We start from the raw sequence: 21,328 nt of genomic DNA, 5'->3' as shown, positions 1-21,328 counted from the left end.
GGTTTTTAATGTGATCTTGACCGAGAAGTTAAGACAAGATTCGCATACAACTACGATTTAAGTGCAACTTTTTGCATTTAAGCTTGATTGTTGAGCAATCACTTCGTTAGTAAATGATTACTCAATATAGAACACTGCTCCGAAACCTAAGCTAAATTAATCGCGATTAATTGCCGATTATCTAACTAAGGGCAGCTAGCTTAGGCCAACGATATTTCCATTACTATCAATATCTAACGACATGAATGCCGGTTTGTCAGGCAAGCCTGGCATGGTCATCAGATTGCCGCACAACGCGTAAATAAAGCCAGCACCAGCACACAATTTTAGTTCTCTAACAGGCACGTCAAATTGGGTTGGTGCACCTTTAATGTGTGCTTCTGTCGAGATCGATAATGGTGTTTTTGCTAAACAAACCGATAGGTCGTTATAGCCATGCAGTTTGAATTCGGCCAGTTGTTTTTTAGCCAGTGGAGATAGCGAAATACTTGCCGCGCCATAGCCAACTTCAGCAACTGCCATCAGCTTTTCTTCTAGGCTTTGCTCTGAGTGATACAAAGGCTTAAATTCACTCTGTTTTTGGCAAGCTTTTACTACAGCGTGAGCCAGTTGAGTTGCCCCTTCGCCACCTTGACCAAATGCTTCGCTTACTTCAACGCTAACGCTTGGATCGAAGTCGGTGATCATCTGCTTCAAAGCATCGAGCTCTTGCGCTGAGTCTTGTGGGAATCGGTTAATCGCAACAACTGTAGGCACTTGGTATTGCTTAACGTTGTTGATGTGCCATTTTAGGTTGTCAAAGCCTGCAATTAGCGCGTCTTGGTAATCATTAAAAATTGAATCTGGTAATGGAGTGCCCGGTCTCAAATCGTATAAACCAGAGTTGGCCTTTAATCCACGTAATGTTGCAACAACCACAGCGCAATCGGGCTTTTTGTTCGACGCTTTCGCTTTTATGTTGCATGCTTTCTCAAAACCCATGTCTGAGCCAAAACCACCTTCGGTCACAACAAAGTCACTCAGTTTTAACGCTATCTTATCGGCAATAATTGAAGAGTTACCATGTGCGATGTTCGCGAAAGGCCCGGCGTGAATTAGGGTAGGGACGCCTTCAAGGGTTTGCATCAATGTTGGTTCAATAGAATCCTTCATGGTTACGGTCATTGCGCCTGCAACGTTGAAGTCATCTGCGATTAGCGGCAAGCCTTGTTTGTTGTAAGCAAGTACCACTCGTCCGATACGCTTTCTCAAATCTTGAAGGTTATTGGCTAGAGCAAGAATGGCCATTAGCTCTGAAGCAGCTGAGATATCAAATCCATCTTCTCGCTCAAAGCCGTTAATTGTTTTGTCTGCTTCGTTCTTGCCAACCGTGATCATGCGTAGTGCGCGATCATTGTGGTCAAGTACACGTCGCCAAACGATTCTGCTTGGGTCAATATCCAAGGCTTTTAAGCCAGAACGCGCTTCAAACGCCTCTAAGCCTTCCCGTTGTTCATGATACAAACGTGCGTCAATGGCGGCAGAGGCGAGGTTGTGAGCGGCCGTAACAGCATGAATATCGCCCGTCAGGTGCAGGTTTAATTGTTCCATAGGGGCAACTTGAGAGTAACCACCACCCGCAGCGCCACCTTTTACACCAAATACCGGACCCATTGAAGGCTGGCGAATGCAGGCCATTGCAGATTGGTTAATCTCTGCGAGGCCTTGTGCTAATCCGATAGTAGTGACGGTTTTGCCTTCACCAAGAGGTGTCGGTGTGATCGCCGTGACTACGACTAATTTACCATCTTGTTGGTTGGCGAGGCGTTCAAGTGACGTGAGAGACACTTTAGATTTGAATTGCCCTAATGGCTGATGTTCGTTGTGGTGCAGGCCAGCTTGCTTGGCAACCTCACTGATGTTTTTAAGGGGAGTAGAGCGACAAATATCAATATCAGACAGCATATTTGATCCTTATATCAGAACCGAAAGGCGGTACGTAAACGTTTGCGTGGCGATAGTACTGTATAAATTTGCCAAGTAAAGGCAAACCACACGAATTATGTGCTGGAAGATAACAGATCTAAAGAGTCATTGCGCGAGATCAAATCTTAAACGAGCAAAATATTCGTTCTGATTACCTTCAGTTGCAATTATATTGGCGTTGAATACAAAAAGGGCTGCATATAGCAGCCCTTCAAGGAATGGGTAATCTCACTTGGCGTTAACCTCTAAGAGGTAACTACCTAATATGGCCGATTAACGATCCCAGTATGTTTCTTCTAAGCTATCTTCGCGTTCAGGCAGTGCACGAGAAAGGCGAGGAGAGTGCTGAGTCAACACTTCGTAGCTTACACGGTTTGCGTACTTACAAATTTGAGACAGTGAAGAGTACGTCAGACAAGCGTGCTCGTGTTTCTCTGAGTTTGGTACATTCACGTGGTGGTAGCTGTTTGCTGCCATGTCGTGAAGTAGTGCTGAAAGTGCACCATCGCCAGCGCCATTGGTATTCTTAATCTCAAGTGGGCCGCCTAGGTAAGGGCCAATGTGAGAGTACACTTTTACTGGGTCTTTACAGTCTTGCTTACGCATCGCACGGCTGAATTCGTATTTATTGAACTCAGGGATGTTACCCGGTAACAATGGCAGTGTGGTTTCGCGTTTCGCTGGTTCGTCAGTGTAACCTGCCATGTATAGACCAATAGGACCTGCAGTACATAGAACTAGGTCAACCCACTCAAGTGCCTTGTTAGCAGCCAATAGAGGATCTTTTTCACCCGTTAGCGCTTCACCTTCATCTTCGTTCATCGCGACGATGGTTACGTTTTCTTTCAGGTATTCTTGCCACCATTCAGCGTTGCCTTCGATCACATACTTAGTACCAAGTGTTAGTACAACAGGCACATTGTGCGCTTTCGCGTATTCAATCGCTTTTTGTACCGCTTTTGGCATCGGATCTTCAGGTTTGCCACGCATTAGGTATGACGACACAACCAATGCAGAAGCTTTCTCGAAGACTTTTTCAGGAATGCTTTCTGGAAGAAGTTGGTTCATGTGGCCTTCGTTGATTGCAAACGTACGTTCGCCATCTTCAGAAATCAGCGTGTAACAACGACCAATTGGACCATCAACAGTTTGAAGGTGGTTTAGATTCATACGAGAAGAAGTGCGGCAAAGGTAACGATAACCAAATGAGCCAACTTCAATCTTCTTAGACATTACGCCAAGCAGGACAGATTTGCTGTCCGCAAGTACGGAATAGTTGTGCAGTGTGTTGCCGATAGTATCGCCAGGATATTGATGCGTGATCAAACCGCGCTCAACTAACTCTTCATACAGCGCATCTGCTTTACTTTCTTCCAATACCAGTGAGTGACCTTTACTCAGCTCGTATTTTTCTAGGAACTCGTTGTCAACACGGGCTTCGATATCAACAATCGTTTGGCCAACACCCACAATCGTTGCGCGGTGAAGCTTAGGCGTTTGTTGAATTTGGTTGACCAACGGATCACGTGCGTGAGTTGGAAAGTAGTGCTTAGATTTACGCTGTCCAGGAAACTTCATATGAAAAATACAGTGAAAAAATTTTGCCGCATGATATCACATTTTGTTTCTGTTTCTTTCATTTTTATTACATTTTGAATCACCTGTACAATGTCTGTACAGGTGATTCAACTAACTATATGTTTGAAACTACTCGGTTGGCTGTACTAACGTCGCTGGATCAACGTAAGCCTCTGTACCCCATAGTGGAACAGTTGAAAGGCTGTGTTTGAAGCTACCTTCTGTTTCTTTGGTGGTGTAAGACAAGTAAAGCAGCGACTGATTCTCTGCATCGTAGATACGACGAACCTTCATTGTTTTAAAGAAGATACTTTTCGATTGCTTGAATACCACTTCGCCAGACTTACTCTTGTCTATTTGAGCAATCATTTCTGGTGTAATTTCACCTGTTTGACGACAAGATATAGAGCTATCACTTGGATCAGAAAGGCTAAGGTTTGCTTCGATTGATGCGATATGACAGGTAACACCCGCGATCTTATCGTCATCTAATGAAGACATCTTGATATCCTTCATTGTGAAGAAACCCAGTGAGACGTCGCCAACCTCGTTGTCCGAACAGCCAGCTAACATTGTCACGATACCTGCTGCTATTAAGGCTTTTTTCATAAGAAGTCCTTTTTATTTATATAGTTCTGTTTACTATAAGGATATTGAAAGCTTGGATACGAGTGTAGAGCTTTTCGTTAAGTTCTTAAAGGATGTTGTTGGATAATGAAAAATATGAAGCATTTAAAGTACTTGTTGGCCTTGGTCATGCTCTGTATGCTCTCTGCTTGTAGCTCGGCACCTCAGCCGACCGTATGTCTTCCAAATAACTGCGATATTTGGGGATACTAACCGTAGGTACTAAAAGAATGAATAACGAAATACCTGAAATTGCACACAAGAAAAACCAATGGCTATTTAGTCAGCTCGATATTGCTTACCCCGCAAAAGAGAGCCTCCTCGGCCGTGAACTTTATCAAAGCAAACTTCCATCCAAGACATACCAACTCCTAGCACAAGATCAAACTCCTTCCCAAATTGATGAACTGCATAAAGTCGATTTCCATAAATTGACCGTGCTATTTTCACTCAACCAAGCAAGCGTTTACCAAGATGAAATCGAAAGGGCACACATGCTTGAGTTCTTGAGCCAAATTATGCTTTCTGACGATCATGTATTATATATTGGTACTCAAAACGGTGAAGTTGTGGCGAGCGCTATCGTCACAGAAGCGGATGGTTCCCTATTGATCTCGGATGTCGTTGCTGAAAATGGTCAAAGTATCAACAACTTTGCTAAGCAGTTACACGATTTTTGGGCACAAGATCATGCTTCTTGCGATAAAGTATGGATCGAGAACTAAAGATTCTTTGACAAAGCGTTAATCTAAGTACAATACCCCGTCTTATTTAAAGGGTATTGTATGTACAAGCTATTGATATCAATCGCTGTATTATGTGTTAGCGCTTATTCTTCACTCAGTTTTGCTAACGACTGGGATATTAAACGCATCCTAGTTTTACACTCATACGAACCTTCTTATCAATGGACTGCTGACTTCCAAAAAGGGATAGACAGTGCGTTCAGCCAGTCTCAAACCGAAGTTAAACTCTCAATAGAGTATTTGGATTCAAAGCGTGTCCACAGCCCAGAGTATTACGACTCTCTCGCGAACTACTTACGTGCGAAGTATGCAGGTTATAAATTTGATGGCGTAATTGCGACGGACGATAACGCAGCCAATTTTCTTGAATCTCTGCCTAATTTGATTGATCGCTCCACACCTGTCGTTGCAGCCGGCATCAATGATTTCAGCACCGACATGTACGCGGTGTCTGACAGAGCAACTGTGCTTTACGAGAACGATCAGATAGACGTTAATATTAAGCTGATCTCCAAATTAAGACCTAATCTAAAGAATCTCTATTTTGTAAATGATTACAGTGTCACGTCTGAATTGATTCATAAAGAAATGAACAAAATGATGGCTGAATTTTCAAATATCAATCTCGTAGAAATTCGCGACTTGTCGCTGGAGCATACGAGCCAATTTTTGGAAGGGATCTCTGCGGACGATGCGGTATTGCTCAGTCATTACAACACCGAGTTAAAGCAAGGGGTTTATCACACTTACCAAGAGATTGCGGATACGTTGTCAAAATCGAGTGCTGCTCCGGTGTTTGCTTTATGGCAGTTCTATATTTCGGGTGATGTACTCGGTGGTTACGTTAATCACTCACAAAGCATGGGTGAACAGGCCGTCGATGCGTTGGATAAATACCTTCCACTTGGTTTTACTACACCGTTAACTCCCGGAGACAACAAACGTTTTGTATTCAATTACCCTGCAATGAAGAGATACGGGATTAGTGGAAACGCGTTACCTGACGAAGCGGTTTTCATTAACGAGCCTTCATCCTTTATTCGCAAAAACTTCCAGTTGTTATTGGGGCTGTCGATGGTGATTGCGGGTTTGAGCCTGATCATCTTGATGCAATTTGTCACTCTGCGCCAAAAGAAAGAGTTGGCGAATAAGAACAAACGAATCTTAAAGCTTCAGAAACAGACCTTGAATATCCAAAAGGATATGATTCATGTTCTCGGAGAGGCAATTGAAACCCGCTCTGGCGAAACTGGTAATCACGTTAAGCGTGTAGCCAAGTTGTCTGCACTGCTTGCTAAGTATCGTGGCTTGAGCCATCGCGAGGTCGAGATGATTGAGATCATCAGCCCAATGCACGATGTGGGTAAGATTTCAGTCCCTGAATCAATCTTGGATAAACCTGGGAAATTAACCGACCAAGAGTGGGAGGTGATGAAGCTTCATACTACGGCTGGCTATAACTTACTAAAGAGCGGAGCGGGTGATATTACCAACCTCGCGGCAATCATTGCTAACGAACATCACGAGCGTTGGGATGGTGCTGGATACCCGAATGGAAAAGTGGGTGATGAAATACACCTGTTTGCTCGTATCACTGCCGTAGCCGATGTGTTTGATGCGCTGCTTAGTGCACGTTGCTACAAAGAACCGTGGCCGTTAGATATGGTGGTCGATTTGTTTGAGCGAGAGTGTGGCTACCAGTTTGATCCTCAGCTAACTAAATTGCTACTGAAACACTTATCCGAGTTTGTCGCTATCCGAGATTCGTACCCCGATACTGGAACTGTAGAATATGCGTCTTCACCTTCGCTTGAAGCTAAGGTCTTAGAAGAGTCGGTTGTTAGCTAACCGTTGCTTTATCTGAGTGGCCTATACGTCTTGGCTTCTTTATCTATTCACCACGATCCGGCTAGGAAGTAGTGATTTATATTTCCCCTGAAATTGAGTCACTTATGTAAACCTCGCAGTCTTTGATTTCGTAGAATCTGGGGTCATTTGATGAAAACTGTTGCTTATGCTGAGCGATAAAGTGATCAACTCCATATTTCGCGAAGAGAAATAAGCCTGTATCTGCAAACTGTTACCTCAATCATCTCGCGCATTGAAAGAACACTATAGGATAAAACTTGGATTCAATCTGAGTGAGATACCTATGCGGTTAGAACAGACTAAATGTGTGATTTTCGATTGTGACGGAACACTTATCGATAGTGAAAAGCTGTGCTGCCAAGCTTTGGTGAACGTTTTCACTGGCTTTGGAGCGGAGCTAAACGTCAACGACTGCTATGCGCACTTTCAAGGCGGGAAGCTAGCCGACATCTTAATGGATACACAAGAACGTCTTGGGTTATCTATCTCGATTGATACACTTGAGCCGTTATATCGCAATGAATTACAAGCACTGTTCCAGCGTCATTTAAAACCGATGGATGGCGCTATCGAACTTATTGAATTCCTCAAACAACAAGACATCGAGTTTTGTATTGCTTCCAATGCACCGAAATCTAGGGTTGAATCTTCATTGGCGATGACAGGCATGCTAGACGACTTCAAAGGCAAAGTGTTCTCAGCTTTTGATGCTAACAGCTGGAAGCCAGAGCCTGATCTAATCATGTACACGGCCATGAACATGGGCTTTCTGCCAAATGAGTGCATCTACGTGGATGATACGTTGAAAGGGATTGAGGCTGGTGTTCGCGCGGGTATCCAATCGTTTCGATTACGCCCGAGTATTGATGAAGCAATCGTAGATCCCGAAGCCGACTCAGCAGAACTCGCGGCTCAGGATATCTACAGTTTAGAAGAAATTTCAGTTTGGATTAATGGCAAGCACTGCTCAAATGGTGGTATATCGAATTCTGCAGCTTTGGTGGGGTAGAGCTTAGTTGAAGGCTGACTACCTTACTAAATTGTTTGGTGTGGAAACCGCAAGATGCACAAGTAAACTTTTCTCCACTTTCTGAAAGCAGATACTCGTCGTGTTGGCATAAAGGGCATGTAATGTCGTCGGTGTTTGGTGTTTCTGTTTTATTCATTATGTGTCACCTGCAGCAAGGGGGTAAGCGAAAAAAGACCCGTTCAATTAGATTACTCCTAAGCTCGAATATTAGACAGTTCTGACACTTCTTAATCTCTCCTTTGCGACTTGCTTCATGGTAATTGATAATGTCATCGTTATTGACCATGGTTTTTGTAATGTTATTAAACAAAAGCCAAAAAGAAAGGACCCATTACGAGTCCTCATTAGTTTGTTTTCAATTCACGCCGCTAGTTCACCAGTTGATCCTTAAGTTCGGTAGCGTGCCAATGTCTGAGATAGAGAAACCGACGCTTCTGTTAGCCTAGATACGCCATTTGAAGAATTCTGAGCCACGTCTTTAATCACATCGGATTGGCTTCGAATATCGTTAAGCTCTGCTGCAATCGTATTGGCAACGTTACTTTGCTCATCGGCTGATGTTGCGATTTGGATACTCATGTCCATTAGTGCTTGAGCTGAATCTGCAATCGAGTTTACGTCGTGACCAATGTTTGAAATCAACTGGCTACTGGTTTGCGCTTGGTCAACCGTCTGTTCGGTGATCTTCGCGATATTTTGGCTCTCTTGCTGTAAGCGTTCAATCATCGCTTGGATTTCTACAGTAGCCGACTGAGTGCGGCTTGCCAGTGTTCTTACTTCATCAGCAACAACAGCGAAACCTCGGCCTTGCTCGCCCGCACGAGCGGCTTCAATCGCGGCATTTAAAGCAAGTAAGTTAGTTTGCTCTGAAATAGCATTGATCGTCGTGATGACCTCGTTAATTTGGCTCGTATTCACATTCAAGCTAGTAACAGAAGATGAGGTTTGCTCAATCAAAGAAGAAAGGGTGGTGATTTCCGAGATTGCCTGTTGAACCTTCGCATGGCTATCGTTGATTTGCTGCGCGTCTTGTTCTGTTTGTTCAGTTGAGCGTGCAGAGATGTTAGAGACTTCATTTGCCGAAGCTGTCATCTGATCCATTGCTGTCGCTACAGAGTCTAGAGAGGCATTTTGGCTCATGATTTGTGTTTCGCTGCGCTTCATCTCAGTTTCGAAAGAAGCCGATGTTTCGCTTAGCGTTGCTGCACTGTGGTTTACGTTGTTGACTAACTCACTAAGCGTGTCCATTGAACGGTCAAGCGCACAACCAATCGTGCCGAACTCATCACGGCCAGGGTGGAAGCCAAGGCGTGATGTTAAGTCACCATCACCAATCTTTTGAGTCGTTGAATAAAGAACCCAAAGTGCGCCGCCTAGGAAAGTCGCTACCCAGTAACAGAAAAGACCAAAAGGCACACACCACAAGAAGCTCAGTAATAAAGTGTACAGTGCTTGCTGCTTTTGATTCTGTATATCGTTAGTTGAAACGGTAAGTGAGTAGTAGTTGCCATCTTGTGCGAGTGCTGTGGCAGTCACAGAACCATTATTTGAAATAGTGGTTTGTTGAGCGCGAGTTTGCTGGCTAACAGAGCGAACAGATGCCGGGGAATCTGATGCTGATAAAATGCCTTGCAGTTGATACTCGACCTGCTGTTTTGCAGTTACGTCAATGTGTTCCATTTTGTTGACGTAGTTCAGTCCAGCTAGGCTTGCCAGAGCGGCAAAAAAGATTAAGAAAATGACCCAAAACTTGTCGTTGATCGACATCTTAATAAACAGTTTGTCTATCGTTCGAAATTGTACTTCTTTCATAAAAACTCCACGGTAAATCCTTTACCGTGGACTCTAAATAACCGACCTCAATAAAAATGTGACTTAAATCGACTAATTGTGAAAATTAATGATAGTGATATGTCATTTATGAGATCTGAATCAAGTAAATTAGTTCTGTATAGGTTTATTAGCCTAAAGAAGGCAGTAACCCTACTGAAATAAGAACTTGAATCGCAATGATAAATACGCCAACGCTACCTGCTAAAAACAACGCTTTGCTACCGCCTAACACTTGGTAACTGGCTTCTGAAGATTGTGGTTTGACAGAGAAATCAGTGTAACGAACCTTGTAGACCATCACTGTTGGTAACAGAATCGCGAGCACTGAAAGTGCAATGGCTGCGTAGCCTAAAGCCATGATGAAGCCTTGTGGGTAAAATAAGGCAAACCCCAGTGGCGGTAAGAAGGTGATAGCAGCTGTCTTAACACGTTTTGCGTTACCTAGTTTCTTGCTCAGTGAGTCGCCCATGAATTCAAATAAGCCCAAGCTCACACCAATAAAAGATGTCAGCAGTGCAAGGTCTGCAAACACACCGACGATCACGCTTAGGTTGGATTGATGAACCGTTTGCGATAGCGAGACTAATAGCGCGCCCAAGCTTGTGTCAGACAACAACTGCTCTTGGCTAATCACGCCCAAAGTAACACTTTGCCAGAAAACGTAGATAACCAGAGGCAGTGCCGAGCCAATAATCATTACCTTACGTAAAGAACGAACGTCACCATCTAGGTATCGAACAATTGATGGGATGCTGCCGTGGAAACCAAAAGAGGTAAACACAACCGGAATAGCCGCAACAATAAGGCCTTGCTGTAAAGGCATGCTCATTAAGTATTGAGAGGTAATGTTTGGCGCTAGGAAGCTGAGTACCAAAACCATCGCGATAAGCTTTAAGCCAAACAAAACGCGGTTAACTTTATCAACACTGTGTGTACCAATCGTAACAACGCCGGCAACTAATAGGGTAAATAGAAGCGTGGTGATTTGAGCATTAAGTTCGATACCCGCGATATCCGAAATTCGTTGGTTAAATTGCGCACCGCCGCCAGCTATGTATGCCGCACACAGAGCGTAGAAAAGAAACATCACCGCGAAGCTCGCAATCCACTTTCCTTTTGTCCCCAAAATGGTATGAGCTAACGTGTGTAGGGTAGCGTCAGATTCTGCGAATTGGTGAAGCTCTACCATTAATAGCGCAGTAAAAGCCATTAACGCCCATAAACCCAGCATCAAGAAAAGTGAAGTTGAAAAGCCAATACCTGCAGAAGCAAGTGGAAGAGCGAGCATGCCAGCACCAATGGTTGTGCCTGCAATGATCAAAGTACTACCAAAAACCTTTGATTTATTCATTGTATATAATTCTTTACGTTAGGGTGTGTTTTCATTGTAATTCTTCTAGCTTAAGCGCATAAACCCAAAGAATATCTCGATTTTGAAGTATTCTGATTGAGTTTAATTCCAAATGCAATTCTTATTGTAATTAAAAACATCCACTGTAAATTAATATTTACACAAAGGGGCGTGTCAGCATTCAAATGAGCAAAGCAAACGTTTGACCATGATCGGTTTCAAAATTTACGAGTAATTTGTTGTACTTGGTGTAAGGTGGCAGTACATATGTCGTTCGCGTATACCCTTTAACGCAAAAAAGCGTTAATGATCGCGAGTAGCTTTAAGCTATGAATATGAAATGGGTAGAGTAGAGTGCGTTCATCAAAGTGACATAATATAAGTCCAAGATGGTGCACTAGTTAATCGGACATCATGTCCACATCAAGGAATAGAGGGGGCACAATGAGTGACCAATCTTATAATGACGAAAGTCTAGAGTTGTTAGATGCTATGGAAATTGGCATTGATTTGTCTGACTATGAGCAGACAGTGAAACAGTTAGCAGAAGAGCTTTTCAAGTCTTCGAACTAAGCTTTTAAGATCTTTAATTCAGTTTCAACTGAAACGTTTTAAAGCTAAAAGTTTTCTTAGCTAAAGCTTCTCAAAGCAAACAATTCTAAACTGAGCAAATCGTATTCGCTCACACGTCATACCAAAACTATCCTCATTAAAGTTCGCGAAGATAAACGAGTACGTTTACCATGTTACTTAGTTCTCGATACTTTAATGAGGTTCAATGAACTTTCTCGCACACCTTCACATCGCCAAGCACTGTAACAGTAACTTAGCAGGTAACCTGTTAGGTGATTTTGTTAAAGGCGACCCTAATAAACACTATTCTGATTCCCTTTCTGACGGTATTAGGCTTCATCGATTTGTTGATAGCTATACTGATCGTCATGATGTATCTCGTTCTGCAAAATCACTTTTCTCAGACCAAACACGACGCTTTGCGCCTATCGCACTCGATGTGTTTTGGGATCACTGCTTAGCCAATCATTGGGCTCAGTTTTCACAGCAGACATTAGAACGTTTTTGTTTAGATAGCCATGAGCAGATCTTTGAACATCAAGAGCCACACTGGCCAGAAAATTTCGTTATGGTTCATCAGAAAATGGCTGAGCATCGATGGTTAGAGAGCTATCAAGACATGTCGTCTATAGAGGTGGTATTGCAGCGAATGGCGTTGAGAAGGCCTAAGCTCGGTATGCTCGAGGCATGTTACGATGACCTCGAACGTCACTACGATACGTTGCAGTGTCACTTTAATGAGCTTTATCCCAACGTTTTAGAAGAAGCGAAGCAGTTTAATGCGCTTCAAATGAAGAAAAATCAAAAGGAAAGGTAAACAGCGTAATGCAGGTTTGCTACAATCCGCGCCTATTTAATCTTTGAGCATCATACTATGTCTGAATCTACAAAATCTTTTAACCAACTAGGATTATCTGAGCATCTTCTTGCCACGTTGTCTGAGCTTAATTTTACGGCTCCTACCAGTGTTCAAGAACAAGCAATTCCATTGGTATTAGAAGGCAAAGATGTACTGGCTGGTGCTCAAACGGGTACAGGTAAAACGGCTGCGTTTGGTTTACCGATTATTCAAAGATTAATCGAGACAAAAGACAACGTTATTCCGAACCCTAAGCTCGTTCGTGCGCTTGTATTAGTGCCAACTCGTGAATTGGCACAACAGGTTTTCGATAACTTAACTAGCTACGCAAAGGGCACCGACATTAAAGTCGTGGTGGCTTACGGCGGCGTTAGCATGAAGGTGCAAACTGATAACTTACGCGGTGGCGCAGATATTCTTGTCGCGACGCCTGGTCGTCTTATTGATCACATGTTCACTAGAAACATCATGTTGAGCCAAACGGAAGTACTGGTACTGGATGAAGCTGACCGTATGTTAGATATGGGCTTCATGCCTGACATCAAGCGTATTCTTTCTCGCATGAACGAAGTGCGTCAAACTCTGTTCTTCTCTGCAACGTTTGATAACAAAATCAAAGCGATTGCACACCGTATGATGCAGAAGCCAAGTGAAATCCAAGTTACGCCAAAAAACAGCACCGCTGAAACCGTAACACAGATGGTTTACCCGGTAGATAAGTCGCGTAAAAGTGAGCTATTAGCGTATTTGATTGGTTCAAAAAACTGGCAACAAGTGTTGGTGTTCACAAAGACTAAGCAGGGCACTGATGCTCTCGTTAAAGAGCTTAAGTTAGACGGCATTAAAGCGGCATCAATCAATGGCGATAAGAGCCAAGGTGCGCGTCAAAAAGCCCTAGACGATTTCAAGTCAGGCAGAGTTCGTGCGTTGATCGCAACCGACGTGGCAGCTCGTGGTATTGATATCCAGCAGCTAGAACAAGTTGTGAACTATGACATGCCATTTAAAGCTGAAGATTACGTTCACCGCATCGGACGTACTGGCCGCGCAGGTAATACTGGTTTAGCGATTTCTTTGATGAGTCAGGATGAAGCGTACCTATTGGGTGACATTGAACGCTTACTTGATACTCGCTTGCCTCAAGAGTGGTTAGAGGGCTTTGAACCAAGCCTAGAAAAAGATGTAGCCCCTGATCGCGGTGGGCGCAGTAAAAGTCGTTCATCAGAAAAACGTAAGATGAAAGCGAAGCTTAAGATTCACCAAAACCGCGGTAAAGCACGTCGCTAACAAGCTGGACAAAGCTCCAGTTTAAAGATCTATAGATATAAAAATGCGCCGTTACAGTTGGTTCTGTAACGGCGCATTTTTGTTTTAAGTAAATCAACTTACGACCAAGGAAAATAAAAACACTGGATTAATGATGTTCTTGATTGCACTTCCATACACAGGGCACTTCATAAATTAGCTCTTCTAGGCTAGTTGGGTTTAGCACCCATTGGTCTTCTATTCTAAACTTGCTGACCATCTGCGTGTTGAAAAGCTGCCAATGCTTAAGTAGGGCATCTTCGGGCGAGGTGACCATATCGCCTTCATTCCAAGTGCTCTCCATGAAGGGAGTTAGGCATACCGCTCCGTGCGCATACATGATCATTTGCCACTTAATCTCATAAATGTTGATCAAATTCTCTGGATTCGCATCGTTATATTGTTCAGCTAACATGTTGATTTCTTTTTCGACATCGCCAACATTGTCGATAAAATAATCGACCAAGTTGTCTTTTTGGCGAACAGAGTCAGTGATAAGTTGCATCGGTTTTCGTGAGTGAATCATGTTGCTAAAAAGGCGCATACTAAATAAATAGATAGTAATGTTTGGTGCGACGCCTTTTGGTAACTCTTCCACTATCTTAGCAATATAAGACTGAAAATAGGCGTGTAAACAATCGCTTATCGCATGCCAGATTTTTTCTTTGCTGCCAAAGTGGTGGCGAATAAGGCTATGCGATACACCTGCTTTCTCACTGATGTTACGAAGCGAAACGCTATCATAACCATGCTCACAGAACATATCCGCAGCAACACCCATGATCAAAAATCTCGTCTCTTCAGCGTCTTTTGCGCTTCTTCTGCCTTGTTTCTTTTCAGTCATCTTCATTTCACACATTTACCTGATTACCACATTCTACACTGTTTTTACTCAAATAAAAAATACTGCACAGGTGGAAAGTAAATCTTGTGGATTACGGAATTTTGAATATACTGCCCACCTGTGTAATAAATCATAATAATTAAATGGAGAGACATCATGCAGTTCAATTTGTCGATCAATGCCATATCGAGCAAGCGCATGGGAGCTGTGATTGCAGCACTATTGCTCGCAGGCTCTTTGACCGGATGTAATAAGGTTCAGTCAGAAGAAACGGTTCAAGTTGTTAAGCCTGTAAAGCTGTTTGAGATTCCTTTGCAGACGGATATCGAGCTTGATAGCTTCATTGCAAAAGTGGATGCAACTGACCGTGCTGCGCTTTCTTTCCAAGTGGGTGGAGATATAGAAACCTTCGATGTTCGTATGGGACAAGAAGTGAAGAAGGGTCAGGTGTTAGCCGTATTAGACGCGACGGATTACCGTATCGCGGTTGATGCAGCACAAGCCAAATTTGATCTTGCGAATAGCCAATACAAACAAGCTTCTGAGTTGTACGCGAAAAAGTTAGTCAGTACCGATTACTACGACCAAGCCGTAAACACCTTTACTGCCGCTGACGTTGAGTTGGACCAAGCAAAAACAAACCTTGGCTACACCACCTTAGTTGCTCCATTCGATGGCGTGGTATCGATGGTGTTTGGAAAACAATATCAATTGATCGCAGAAAAGCAGCCTGTACTGAATATTTTGAATCACAGTGAGATGGACGTGACGTTTTCTATTCCAGTATCAAAGCTTGAAGATCGTTCTATTCAAGACCTAACGAGCTCAAACATGTGGGTTGTGATGGATAGCCACCGTGGTATTCGTATCCCGACTCGCTTTAAAGAAATCTCTACACAACCAGATGAAGACACCAACAGCTACCAAGCGGTTGTATCCATCGAAAAGCCGGAAGGCATCAATTTACTTTCTGGGATGACAGCGCAAGTTGAAGTTCAGAAGCATAAATCTGACTACGGTATTGGCATTGTTGATTCAGCTTGGTTAACCAAAGAAGCTGACCATGGTGAACTATGGCGTTATAACCCTGACTCTCAACTGATTTCTAAAGTACAAGTCCTTCTTGATGAGCAAGGCAAGGTTATTGATGGATTGTCGTCTGGCGACCTTATCGTTGAAGCGGGTGTGGATGTGTTATCCGATGGACAGCAAGTAAAAGCTTGGTTACGTGAGGGCGGTATTTAATGAACCTTTCCAAATTATCAATTGTTGTCGCGTCGGCTATGTTACTTCAAGCCTGTAACAGTGAAGCTGTACATCGTGAACAACCCCCTCTGTTAGTTTCTACCTTTGAAGTTGGCGCGCCGCTGACTGATCAATTCAGAAGTTTTAACGGTCAGGTAATGCCCGCTGAATTGACCCCCTTGGCATTTAAGCTCGCAGGCGAAATCCAACAAGTCTTGGTAGAAGCCGGCGACAACGTCGAAAAAGGCCAGTTATTAGCCACCTTAGATAACGCAACGTACGTACAAGATCTGACTGATGCTCAATCTCAATTCAAACTGGCAAGCAAACAGTTGGCCCGTGGAACGGAGATGTTTGGCAGCGAAATGTTATCGCAATCAGAACACGACCAACTGACGGCTAACTATAAGCTCGCATCGGCGAATTTGGCGGCGGCAAAACGCAAGCTAGGTTACACAGAACTTTTAGCGCCATTCTCAGGAACAGTCTCAACTGTCGATAAGCAACGATTCGAAAATACGACGCCTGGAGAAACACTACTGAGTGTGTACCAGAACGACAAGGTGTATGTGCGAATTCAAGTATCAGATTCGATCTTGGCGTCAATTAGCCCAGACATGCGTTCAAATAGCTATCGTCCTGAGGCGACCTTTGGCGGTCACACAGGCCAATATCCACTGACGTATCTTGAACACACCAGTGAACTGCACCCACAATCCCGTACCTACGAATTTTGGATGCAGATGCAGCAGCCTGAAAGTGAAATCCTGCCAGGCACGAGCGTTACGGTCAATGTAGATATGGCGAAAGCGGGCCTGAGCGATGTTCAAGGCTACCAATTACCAATGACAACGCTAGAAGCGGGCTCTGAAGCGAATCAGTTCTATGTGTGGAAAATGGAAGACGGACAAGTATTCAAAAGCGAAGTAGAAGTCGACAAGATCAGTGGCCAAGGCGCACTCATCGCTCATGGTGTTGAGCAAGGTGAGCTACTCGTAAATTCGAATTTAAGAAAACTCCGTGACGGAATCCAATTGTCAGGAAAAGCAGAATGAACATCGCAGAATATTCAATAAAGAACAAAGTAATCAGCTGGCTGTTTCTAGTCATTTTGGCCATTGGCGGTGTGACGTCTTTTGGTAATCTATCCCGTTTAGAAGACCCAGCTTTTACCATTAAAGATGCCATGATTATTTCAACTTACCCTGGCGCAACGTCAATGGAAGTTGAAGAGGAGTTGACGTATCCACTTGAAAAAGAGATACGACAGCTGCCTTATATCGACAAGATTACCTCGACATCATCGAACGGTATGTCCCAAATTATGGTCAGTATGAAGATGGACTACGGTCCAGACGAGCTGCCTCAGATCTGGGATGAAATGCGCCGTAAGATCAACGATCTACAACCAACACTGCCAAGTGGTGTAAATTCCGTTCAGATCATCGATGATTTTGGTGATGTGTTTGGTGTGATGATCATGCTGACCGGTGATGGTTACGATTACGTTGAGCTCAAACAGTACGCAGATTACCTAACGCGTGAAATCGAACTGGTCGACGGTGTCGGTAAAGTAAGCATTGCAGGTGACCAACAAGAACAACTGTTTGTTGAGATGTCACTGGAACGCTTAGCCGCATTGAACCTAGATATGTCGACGGTTACGTCACTGCTAGCACAGCAAAACAGTGTGGTATCGGCAGGCGAGGTGATGCTGAATGGTCAAAGCCTTACGATCAAGCCAAACGGCACCTTAAGCACGGTTGAAGAACTAGAAAACCTGATCATTCATGGTCGCGATACAGGTAACCTGATTCGCTTGAAAGATGTCGCTGAAGTAACTCGTGGCATTCAAGAAAAGCCGGGCAATGTATTAACGTACAACGGTAAACCAGCAATCAACTTGGGTATTGCGTTCTCTTCTGGTGTAAACGTGGTTGAGATTGGTAAAGCACTGGATGCGGAACTGGATCGCCTAGAAAGCATTAAGCCAGCGGGTGTAGAACTGAATTACTTCTACAACCAAGCGCAAGAAGTAGACAAATCTGTGGCTGACTTCTTAATCAGCCTAGTTGAAGCGGTAGCCATCGTTATCATTGTATTGTTGTTCGCAATGGGCTTACGCAGTGGTTTGATCATCGGTTTGGTTCTTCTATTGACGGTATTCGGTACCTTCATCCTGATGGATTACAACGATGTTGAACTGCACCGCATCTCTCTGGGGGCACTGATCATCGCGCTGGGTATGCTGGTGGATAATGCGATTGTTGTCGTTGAAGGTATTTTGGTGGGCTTGAAGAAAGGCAAAACCAAGCTTCAAGCAGCGAAAGACATCGTCAAGCAAACACAATGGCCACTGTTAGGTGCGACCATTATCGCTATCACAGCGTTTGCACCGATTGGTTTGTCGAAGGATGCGACAGGCGAATTCATGGGTTCACTGTTTTGGGTACTGTGTTTCTCACTGTTTTTGAGTTGGGTAACTGCACTAACACTAACGCCATTCCTTGCCGAGATGTTGCTTAAAGAAGAAGACAAGGTTGATGAGAACGAAGACCCATACAAAGGCATCCTGTTTGTGGTATTCGGTGCGTGTCTGAAAGTAGCACTTCGATTTAGATGGCTTACTGTAGTTAGTATGGTCGCTCTATTAGCAGTTTCTGTCGTCGGTTTTGGTATGGTGAAGCAGCAGTTCTTCCCGCCGTCAAATACCCCAATGTTTTACGTAGACATGTGGATGCCAGAAGGCACCGATGTTCGTGAAACGATCAAGCAGACAGAAAAAGTTGAAAGCTACATTCGCCAGCAAGACGACGTGGAGTTTGTAACGACAACGGTTGGGCAGGGCATGCAACGTTTCGCACTGACTTACCAACCAGAGAAAAGCTACGAAGCGTACGCCCAGTTACAAGTAAGAACCACTGACCGCGACACTATGTTTAAGGCTCTAGCGGCGCTAGACAAAGACTTAGCGAACGAATTTGAGCAACCAACGTTCCAGTTCAAGTTGATTGAGTTTGGTCCGTCACCCGCTTCAAAAATTGAAGCGCGTATTATCGGTGCCGATCCACAAGTACTGCGTAACATTGCAGTTGAAGTCGAAGACATCTTGCTTGCCGATCCAGGCTCTCGAAATGTTCGTCATGACTGGCGTGAACGCACTAAAGAACTTGTACCACTGTTCAACGAATCTAAGGCTCGTCGCCTAGGCATTTCAAAAACTGACTTGTCTGAGACATTACAGATGGCGTTTGGCGGTTACAACATCGGCCTACTGCGTGATGGTACTCATATGTTACCTATCGTGGCGCGTTTACCGGAAGAAGAGCGTTTTGATTTCGAATCGCTAAACAATGTGAAGATTTGGAGCCCATCACTACAAACTTACATCCCAGTTGAGCAAGTGATTGATGGCGTAGAGCTTCAATGGTCTGAGCCACTGATTCAGCGTCGCGACAGAAAACGTACGCTAACAGTATTGGCTGACCACGATGTTCTTGGTGATGAAACGCCAGCGAGTCTGTTTGCTCGTGTGAAACCAAAGGTAGAAGCATTAGATTTACCAGAAGGCTACAGCATTAGCTGGGGTGGTGAGTACGAAAGCTCTAAAGATGCGCAAGAATCTCTGTTTGGTTCACTGCCAATGGGTTATTTGCTGATGTTTATCATCACGATGCTTCTGTTTAACTCGGTTCGTAAGCCGCTTGTGATTTGGTTTACGGTGCCACTCTCTATCATTGGTGTTTCAATTGGTCTGTTAGGTACCAATATGCCATTCAGCTTCACAGCGTTCCTTGGCTTATTGAGTCTAAGCGGCATGATTTTGAAGAACGGCATTGTACTGCTTGACCAAATCAACAGTGAGCTATCAACAGGTAAAGACCCATATTTAGCGGTTGTCGACAGTGCGATTAGTCGTGTACGACCGGTATCTATGGCAGCATTAACGACTATCTTGGGTATGATTCCTTTGGTATTCGATGCATTTTTCGGCTCGATGGCGATTACCATCATGGCAGGCTTAGGCTTTGCTACCGTACTAACGCTAATAGTAGTACCGGTGATGTTCGCTATTTTATATAGAATCAAACCGTCCACTGCGGGTTATTAGGGAATGATATAAAACAGATTCTTTTAAGCCAGCCCAGTCAAATTTGACTGGGTTTTTTATGCGTGTTGTCCCGTCCTGAAATGTGTTGACACGTGAGAGCGGTATGAGGGTACGAATAGGCAAGCATTAAAAAATCCGCTACTCAATGGTCAAGCGGCTTTGAGAAGGATAGGGCAATTCTAGATTGCTAGCCGTATGTCTAATTCAATCGGCTTTGGCATGGCTAAGTGATAGCCTTGATACATATTGAAGCCTAAGCCCTGCATCGCTTCGAGTTGTTGTTGGGTTTCAATACCTTCAATCACTGTCTTTGCGCCAATTTGGTTTGCAAGATCAAGTACTAACTCCATTTCTCGAGTGTCGCCTTGTTCAAAGTCCAACATAACCGAGCGGTCTATCTTGATGATATGAGGGTTAATGTGACGAACGCGTTGTTCGGTTGATGCTTGTGTTCCAAAATCATCGACCGCTATTTGAAAGCCATTATCCGCAAGAGAAAGAGCGGCATCTTTCAAACGCTCTTCACTTTCTGCGTTCAACTCTACCAACTCCATCACTATCTGTTCGCATGAAAGGTTAAGCTCGTGAAGGCGTTTAGCTAACAAGCTATCGCTCACTTTCTCTGCGGCAAACAACTCACCAACGTTTGGAAGAACGTTCAAAAATAGATGTAAATGACGGATTGTCGATTGTGCGAAGTTACGGATATGAATCGCTCGACTCAACCTCTCTACATTGATTTTGTCTGTGCTTGAGGTTTCGTCGGAATGGAAGAAGTGATCAGGACGAACAATATCACCTTTGTTATTTGAAATGCGCACCAAAGCCTCAACACCTATTTGAGTCATAGAAGAGTCGAATATAGGTTGATAGACGCTCCTAAGCGTCAGGTCTTGGTATTTCGCAATAAACTGCATATCAGCATCTACGGATATACAGCTAATAAATTCACTTCTGTCTGATAAAATCATAGTCGCTAGTAAAGAGGGCTTATTCAATGGCGGACGTACATGTCGCGGCTGTCACAATATTGACAGGTGTAAGTAAATTGTCAATTAATAAAACTCATTTGTAGAGTCAATATTTAAATAAATATAATTAACGAAAAAACAGCATGATAATTGATATTAGTCATTAAAATTACTTATCATTCACCATTAATAATGACTATTGTGAATTTAATCTCTGAGTAATCTATCTCATATCAACACCAATCAATATAAGCTTTCAACGCTAATACACCAGGTGAAAGTAAGGATAAAGCCTCAGGTTATGGGGGAATGTCAAAGTTACATTATTAACAAACAACTCTGTTTGCATATAAATGATATCTACTTCTCAAAATATGAACGATGAGCTGATAAGTTATTATTTTATCGAAGATAAATTTTG

At 43.6% G+C, this 21,328-nt stretch carries 16 protein-coding genes; 9 read left to right on the top strand and 7 right to left on the bottom strand.

Going from position 1 to position 21,328, the window contains the following annotated elements; translation table 11 throughout:
- Window positions 1–195 precede the first annotated feature (195 nt).
- The 3 genes from AB4274_RS04515 to AB4274_RS04505 form a co-directional block, all read right to left on the bottom strand.
- Complete coding sequence (locus AB4274_RS04515) at window positions 196–1,944, bottom strand: formate--tetrahydrofolate ligase (protein WP_372111162.1); 1,749 nt, start codon at window positions 1,942–1,944, stop codon at window positions 196–198.
- 294 nt (window positions 1,945–2,238) lie between these two features.
- A complete protein-coding gene (locus AB4274_RS04510; protein WP_017064646.1) occupies window positions 2,239–3,543 on the bottom strand; it encodes an inosine/guanosine kinase in 1,305 nt (434 codons plus the stop codon).
- 129 nt (window positions 3,544–3,672) lie between these two features.
- A complete protein-coding gene (locus tag AB4274_RS04505; RefSeq protein ID WP_017064645.1) occupies window positions 3,673–4,152 on the bottom strand; it encodes a CreA family protein in 480 nt (159 codons plus the stop codon).
- 248 nt (window positions 4,153–4,400) lie between these two features.
- Here AB4274_RS04505 and AB4274_RS04500 point away from each other — a divergent pair, with 248 nt between their 5' ends.
- From AB4274_RS04500 to AB4274_RS04490, 3 genes are all read left to right on the top strand, one after another.
- On the top strand, window positions 4,401–4,895 hold the full coding sequence (locus AB4274_RS04500) for a hypothetical protein (protein WP_017064644.1): 495 nt from the start codon (window positions 4,401–4,403) through the stop codon (window positions 4,893–4,895).
- A 60-nt stretch (window positions 4,896–4,955) separates the two neighbouring features.
- Complete coding sequence (locus AB4274_RS04495) at window positions 4,956–6,764, top strand: HD domain-containing phosphohydrolase (protein WP_017067501.1); 1,809 nt, start codon at window positions 4,956–4,958, stop codon at window positions 6,762–6,764.
- 304 nt (window positions 6,765–7,068) lie between these two features.
- The gene (locus AB4274_RS04490) at window positions 7,069–7,794 is read left to right on the top strand and encodes an HAD-IA family hydrolase (RefSeq protein WP_017059834.1); all 726 of its coding nucleotides are present in this window, start codon (window positions 7,069–7,071) and stop codon (window positions 7,792–7,794) included.
- Window positions 7,795–8,202: 408 nt separating this feature from the next.
- Here the strand turns inward: AB4274_RS04490 and AB4274_RS04485 are convergent, their stop codons facing one another.
- Both AB4274_RS04485 and AB4274_RS04480 read right to left on the bottom strand, forming a co-directional pair.
- The gene (locus AB4274_RS04485) at window positions 8,203–9,627 is read right to left on the bottom strand and encodes a methyl-accepting chemotaxis protein (RefSeq protein ID WP_017064641.1); all 1,425 of its coding nucleotides are present in this window, start codon (window positions 9,625–9,627) and stop codon (window positions 8,203–8,205) included.
- Between the two features lie 148 nt (window positions 9,628–9,775).
- Window positions 9,776–10,999 carry an aromatic amino acid transport family protein gene (locus AB4274_RS04480; protein ID WP_017059832.1) on the bottom strand — a complete coding sequence of 408 codons (1,224 nt, stop codon included), beginning with the start codon at window positions 10,997–10,999 and terminating at the stop codon, window positions 9,776–9,778.
- 444 nt (window positions 11,000–11,443) lie between these two features.
- On the opposite strand from AB4274_RS04480, the gene AB4274_RS04475 reads away from it, so the two are divergent.
- The 3 genes from AB4274_RS04475 to AB4274_RS04465 all read left to right on the top strand — a co-directional run bounded on the left by AB4274_RS04475 (window position 11,444) and on the right by AB4274_RS04465 (window position 13,718).
- Complete coding sequence (locus AB4274_RS04475) at window positions 11,444–11,572, top strand: hypothetical protein (RefSeq protein ID WP_017059831.1); 129 nt, start codon at window positions 11,444–11,446, stop codon at window positions 11,570–11,572.
- 205 nt (window positions 11,573–11,777) lie between these two features.
- Complete coding sequence (locus tag AB4274_RS04470) at window positions 11,778–12,389, top strand: ACP phosphodiesterase (protein WP_048612524.1); 612 nt, start codon at window positions 11,778–11,780, stop codon at window positions 12,387–12,389.
- A 57-nt stretch (window positions 12,390–12,446) separates the two neighbouring features.
- A complete protein-coding gene (locus AB4274_RS04465) occupies window positions 12,447–13,718 on the top strand; it encodes a DEAD/DEAH box helicase (protein ID WP_372111160.1) in 1,272 nt (423 codons plus the stop codon).
- 127 nt (window positions 13,719–13,845) lie between these two features.
- On the opposite strand, the gene AB4274_RS04460 is transcribed toward AB4274_RS04465, so the two are convergent.
- Window positions 13,846–14,586, bottom strand: a complete 741-nt coding sequence (locus tag AB4274_RS04460) for a TetR/AcrR family transcriptional regulator (protein WP_017081129.1) — start codon at window positions 14,584–14,586, stop codon at window positions 13,846–13,848.
- A 150-nt stretch (window positions 14,587–14,736) separates the two neighbouring features.
- On the opposite strand from AB4274_RS04460, the gene AB4274_RS04455 reads away from it, so the two are divergent.
- From AB4274_RS04455 to AB4274_RS04445, 3 genes are read left to right on the top strand one after another with little or no spacing between them, the layout of a single operon-like run.
- A complete protein-coding gene (locus AB4274_RS04455; protein WP_372111157.1) occupies window positions 14,737–15,825 on the top strand; it encodes an efflux RND transporter periplasmic adaptor subunit in 1,089 nt (362 codons plus the stop codon).
- Complete coding sequence (locus AB4274_RS04450; protein WP_372111154.1) at window positions 15,825–16,880, top strand: efflux RND transporter periplasmic adaptor subunit; 1,056 nt, start codon at window positions 15,825–15,827, stop codon at window positions 16,878–16,880. Before AB4274_RS04455 ends, AB4274_RS04450 begins: the two co-directional genes overlap by 1 nt.
- A complete protein-coding gene (locus AB4274_RS04445; RefSeq protein WP_017072168.1) occupies window positions 16,877–19,936 on the top strand; it encodes an efflux RND transporter permease subunit in 3,060 nt (1,019 codons plus the stop codon). The genes AB4274_RS04450 and AB4274_RS04445 overlap by 4 nt, the downstream gene beginning before the upstream one ends.
- A 179-nt stretch (window positions 19,937–20,115) precedes the next feature.
- On the opposite strand, the gene AB4274_RS04440 is transcribed toward AB4274_RS04445, so the two are convergent.
- Window positions 20,116–20,853 (bottom strand): EAL domain-containing protein, encoded by a 738-nt coding sequence (locus tag AB4274_RS04440; protein ID WP_029235240.1) that lies wholly within the window; start codon window positions 20,851–20,853, stop codon window positions 20,116–20,118.
- Between the last annotated feature and the right edge of the window lie 475 nt (window positions 20,854–21,328).

The organism is Vibrio sp. 10N.261.55.A10 (assembly GCF_041470825.1).
GTDB lineage: Bacteria > Pseudomonadota > Gammaproteobacteria > Enterobacterales > Vibrionaceae > Vibrio > Vibrio crassostreae_C.
The sequence above is the reverse complement of the archived record's forward strand: the minus strand, read 5'-3'. Positions and strand labels throughout refer to the sequence as shown.

What these genes read in the sequence shown, in the direction of transcription:
- AB4274_RS04490 (WP_017059834.1), top strand. Translation starts at nt 7,069, where the DNA reads ATGCGGTTAGAACAGACTAAATGTGTGATTTTCGATTGTGACGGAACA.
- AB4274_RS04470 (WP_048612524.1), top strand. Translation starts at nt 11,778, where the DNA reads ATGAACTTTCTCGCACACCTTCACATCGCCAAGCACTGTAACAGTAAC.
- AB4274_RS04485 (WP_017064641.1), bottom strand. Translation starts at nt 9,627, where the DNA reads ATGAAAGAAGTACAATTTCGAACGATAGACAAACTGTTTATTAAGATG.
- AB4274_RS04515 (WP_372111162.1), bottom strand. Translation starts at nt 1,944, where the DNA reads ATGCTGTCTGATATTGATATTTGTCGCTCTACTCCCCTTAAAAACATC.
- AB4274_RS04445 (WP_017072168.1), top strand. Translation starts at nt 16,877, where the DNA reads ATGAACATCGCAGAATATTCAATAAAGAACAAAGTAATCAGCTGGCTG.
- AB4274_RS04480 (WP_017059832.1), bottom strand. Translation starts at nt 10,999, where the DNA reads ATGAATAAATCAAAGGTTTTTGGTAGTACTTTGATCATTGCAGGCACA.
- AB4274_RS04465 (WP_372111160.1), top strand. Translation starts at nt 12,447, where the DNA reads ATGTCTGAATCTACAAAATCTTTTAACCAACTAGGATTATCTGAGCAT.
- AB4274_RS04495 (WP_017067501.1), top strand. Translation starts at nt 4,956, where the DNA reads ATGTACAAGCTATTGATATCAATCGCTGTATTATGTGTTAGCGCTTAT.
- AB4274_RS04460 (WP_017081129.1), bottom strand. Translation starts at nt 14,586, where the DNA reads ATGAAGATGACTGAAAAGAAACAAGGCAGAAGAAGCGCAAAAGACGCT.
- AB4274_RS04450 (WP_372111154.1), top strand. Translation starts at nt 15,825, where the DNA reads ATGAACCTTTCCAAATTATCAATTGTTGTCGCGTCGGCTATGTTACTT.
- AB4274_RS04455 (WP_372111157.1), top strand. Translation starts at nt 14,737, where the DNA reads ATGCAGTTCAATTTGTCGATCAATGCCATATCGAGCAAGCGCATGGGA.
- AB4274_RS04500 (WP_017064644.1), top strand. Translation starts at nt 4,401, where the DNA reads ATGAATAACGAAATACCTGAAATTGCACACAAGAAAAACCAATGGCTA.
- AB4274_RS04510 (WP_017064646.1), bottom strand. Translation starts at nt 3,543, where the DNA reads ATGAAGTTTCCTGGACAGCGTAAATCTAAGCACTACTTTCCAACTCAC.
- AB4274_RS04505 (WP_017064645.1), bottom strand. Translation starts at nt 4,152, where the DNA reads ATGAAAAAAGCCTTAATAGCAGCAGGTATCGTGACAATGTTAGCTGGC.
- AB4274_RS04475 (WP_017059831.1), top strand. Translation starts at nt 11,444, where the DNA reads ATGAGTGACCAATCTTATAATGACGAAAGTCTAGAGTTGTTAGATGCT.
- AB4274_RS04440 (WP_029235240.1), bottom strand. Translation starts at nt 20,853, where the DNA reads ATGCAGTTTATTGCGAAATACCAAGACCTGACGCTTAGGAGCGTCTAT.